The sequence below is a fragment of the Sulfuricurvum sp. genome (genome assembly GCF_022759005.1).
In the GTDB taxonomy this organism is placed as follows: Bacteria; Campylobacterota; Campylobacteria; order Campylobacterales; family Sulfurimonadaceae; genus Sulfuricurvum.
In genome coordinates, this window is record NZ_JAEMQA010000047.1 from 1 (window position 1) to 3,220 (window position 3,220).

Consider the following 3,220-nt stretch of genomic DNA (forward strand, 5'->3'; position numbering starts at 1 on the left):
ACCCATAGCATAAAATATGAAAGCGGCAAAAATCAGCATATCCGTTAGCTGATCAAATGAACCGCTTACAATGAGTAAGGATGCCCAAATACTCTGTCCGATCAATGAAATATGAGGGGTGTGATACTGTGCATGTACCTTAGCAAAGGGTTTAAAAAAATAACCTTCTTTTGACATCTGATAGTAAACTCGTGCGGCAGACATCGTACTTGCCTGTGTTGCGCCAAATGTCGAGACCATGATCAATAATGAAACAATTGTAATACCTAGAGAACCCATGGTGATTTTGGCAACTTCTACAGCTGCAATGTTTCCGTTTTGCGTACTTAAATGTGCAAAATCAGCCGGAGAAAGGACTTGAAGATAAGCATAATTAACCAAAACATACAAAAACATTGTAATAGCCGTTCCTATGATAATTGCTCTAGGGATATTTTTTGTAGGGTCTTTAAACTCACTTGCCATATTCGTGATATTCACCCAACCATCATACGCCCAAAAGGCTCCAAGCATTGCGGTAAAAAAAGCGCTCATCTGTAAAATCTCACCCGTTTGTCCAGTTTGTATTGGAGAACTTATAACTGACTCTACATGTAAACTTCCAGTATATGTTAATCCCACATAGATGAGTAAAAATATACCTATGATTTTTGCAGTTGTGACAATATTACTAAGCCATCCTCCGCCTTGAACACCGCGAATATTAAACAATGTCAAAATAACTAAAGTACTGATGGCTACTAACTTAACCATTCCGTTTTGAAATGGAAAAATAACGCCCATAATATTGTACTGAGCACAGCCTTGAAATAGTGCTGAAAGATGAAATAGATTTACAAGAGATTCAGCAAAAACGTAAGCGATCGAAGCAATGGAAGCAGTACTGATAACAGTAAAAAAACTCCATCCATATATAAACCCGAAAAAATCTCCAAATACATTTTTAAAATATTGAAACTGCCCCCCAGCCTCTTTTGTGGTAGTAGCTAATGATGCAAAAGTAAAGGCGCCAAGCATGGTAATAAATCCAGCAACTATCCAAGCTACAAGAATAAGATGTCCATTCATCAACGCTGATGACATAGGTGTGATTTTTTTAAAAACTCCAGAACCAATCATATTTCCAGCTACAAGCAGTATCGCCGTGCCTATTCCAAGAACTGGAAGAAGGGAAGGTTGGTCTTTTATTTTCATCCTAAATTTCTGCCCGACGTGCAACACCGATCAGTTTTTCATATGGAAAGTTATAAAAACTTACAAAGGTTGGAGATAAACTTTTAATCATTGCAAAAATCTTCCAAAAGATATTACTAGAAACAATCTCTTCATCCCCATAAAAAATGACACGTTCATTAATGTGTTTTTCTCTCAATATAGTTTCTACATTAAGTTTTTCCATATAACCTGGACGGATAGTAAGAAGATCTAGTGCTTCTCCAAGTGGTGTCATTGTGCTTGTAATCCCATAAGATTCAGAAGAGGTTTGAATAATAACAATAATATTGTAATCATAAATAATTCCATTTTGAAACATAGTTTTAGCAATATAAGCCGGTATATGATCTGTTCTACGTGCAAAGAAAAGTGCTGTACCAAAAATATGATTTCCTTGTTTATAAGATTGAGCGTATTCGGTCAAAAAAAGATCTTTATCCACTGGAACCAAAGAAGTGTATAATCGCTTTTGACCTTGCGTATAAAGAACAACGATAAATAAAGGAATAGACGCAATAATCAACGACCAATATCCGCCATTTGGTATTTTAAGCCAACAAGAGACAAAGAAAGTTAAACTAACCAATGTGGCAACGACTGCAATCGACATCTTAAAATATTTTTTTTGGAACATAAAAATCATACTCATCAATATTCCGGTAATACTCATAGCACCTGCAACAGAAAGGCCATATGCAGAGGCTAATTTCGCAGACTCTTTAAAAGTAAATAACATAAATATGACACAAAAGAATAAAAACCAGTTTACTGAGCCGACATAGATTTGACTACGCAATTCATCAGATGTGTATTTCACATTGAAATGAGGGAAAATTCGAGTTGTCATCGCTTGATATAAAACAGAAAAAATACCACTAATCATGGCTTGAGATGCGATAACAGTCGCAGCAATACTGAGTAAAAGAATTGGTATATACAATGAGGGGACAAGTGTATGATATAACTCAAAAAATGGACTACTAGCTGACTTAGGATGCGAAAGAAGAAATGCACCTTGTCCGTAGTAAGAAAGTATTAACGCGAAGAAAGCAAAGAGCCATCCTTTAAGAATTGGGAGGCGCCCCATGTGACCCATATCTGCATATAACGCTTCTCCACCCGTAGCACACAACAATACATCTGCCAAAACAATAAAAGATATGCCCGGATGCTGTGCTATAAATTCATATGCATACACTGGAGATAAAGCTTTGAAAATTTCTAAGTGTTGAAGAACATAATATCCTCCACCTAATCCAAGAACAAAAAACCAAATAACCATTACCGGTCCAAATGCACTAGCTACCTTTTCAATCCCTCTTTTTTGAACAATAAATAGCACAAAGGTAACTGCAGTAGCAATAAATAAAAGTAGTGTTTTTGAAGTAGTTTCATAGCCTGGAATTAAAGCAATCCCTTCTACAGCACTTAGGATACTGATAGCAGGCGTAATGACACCATCTCCGATTAATAATGAAATCCCAATAAAACCTAACACACTAACGATCGCTACCGCTTTAGCCTGTTTTAAATAGGGAAGTAAAAGCTGTACTAAAACGACGGTTCCGCCTTCACCTCGTTTAGAAAGACTTGTCGCTAACCATCCGTACTGGACTGTGACTAATAAGATCAGAGTCCAAGTTATTAATGAAAGAATTTGAAAAATCGCTTCATGTGTCGGTTTGATGAGAAGTAAAACTATCCCCAGTGTATATATTGGACTCGTGCCAATATCTCCATAGACTACTCCAAGCGATTTGATAACCATCATCTCGCTTTTAATGCGTTCTTTAAATGTCATAATACTCTTTTCGTAACTATATGTACATGTTTATTTATAATCTTTAAATTTCTATAATGTTTTGCTAAATATTATAAAAATCCAAAGTTACTCTCCCCATTGTGCAACTGTGTAGCTTAGTAAACACTGAATTCGGATACTTTAAGAAATTTTAAAAACGACAATATAAAATATGATACTTAAAAGAGTACAGGAAGTAAATTG

General features: G+C 35.7%; 2 protein-coding genes. Both read right to left on the bottom strand.

All coding sequences use genetic code 11. From position 1 onward, the window contains the following. Nucleotides 1–1,194 (bottom strand): amino acid permease (locus JHC35_RS02810; protein ID WP_295041860.1); only part of this gene is annotated, 1,194 nt, incomplete at its 3' end. A 1-nt stretch (nucleotide 1,195) separates the two neighbouring features. Then, nucleotides 1,196–3,016 carry a KUP/HAK/KT family potassium transporter gene (locus tag JHC35_RS02815; RefSeq protein WP_295041861.1) on the bottom strand — a complete coding sequence of 607 codons (1,821 nt, stop codon included), beginning with the start codon at nucleotides 3,014–3,016 and terminating at the stop codon, nucleotides 1,196–1,198. Nucleotides 3,017–3,220: the final 204 nt, after the last annotated feature.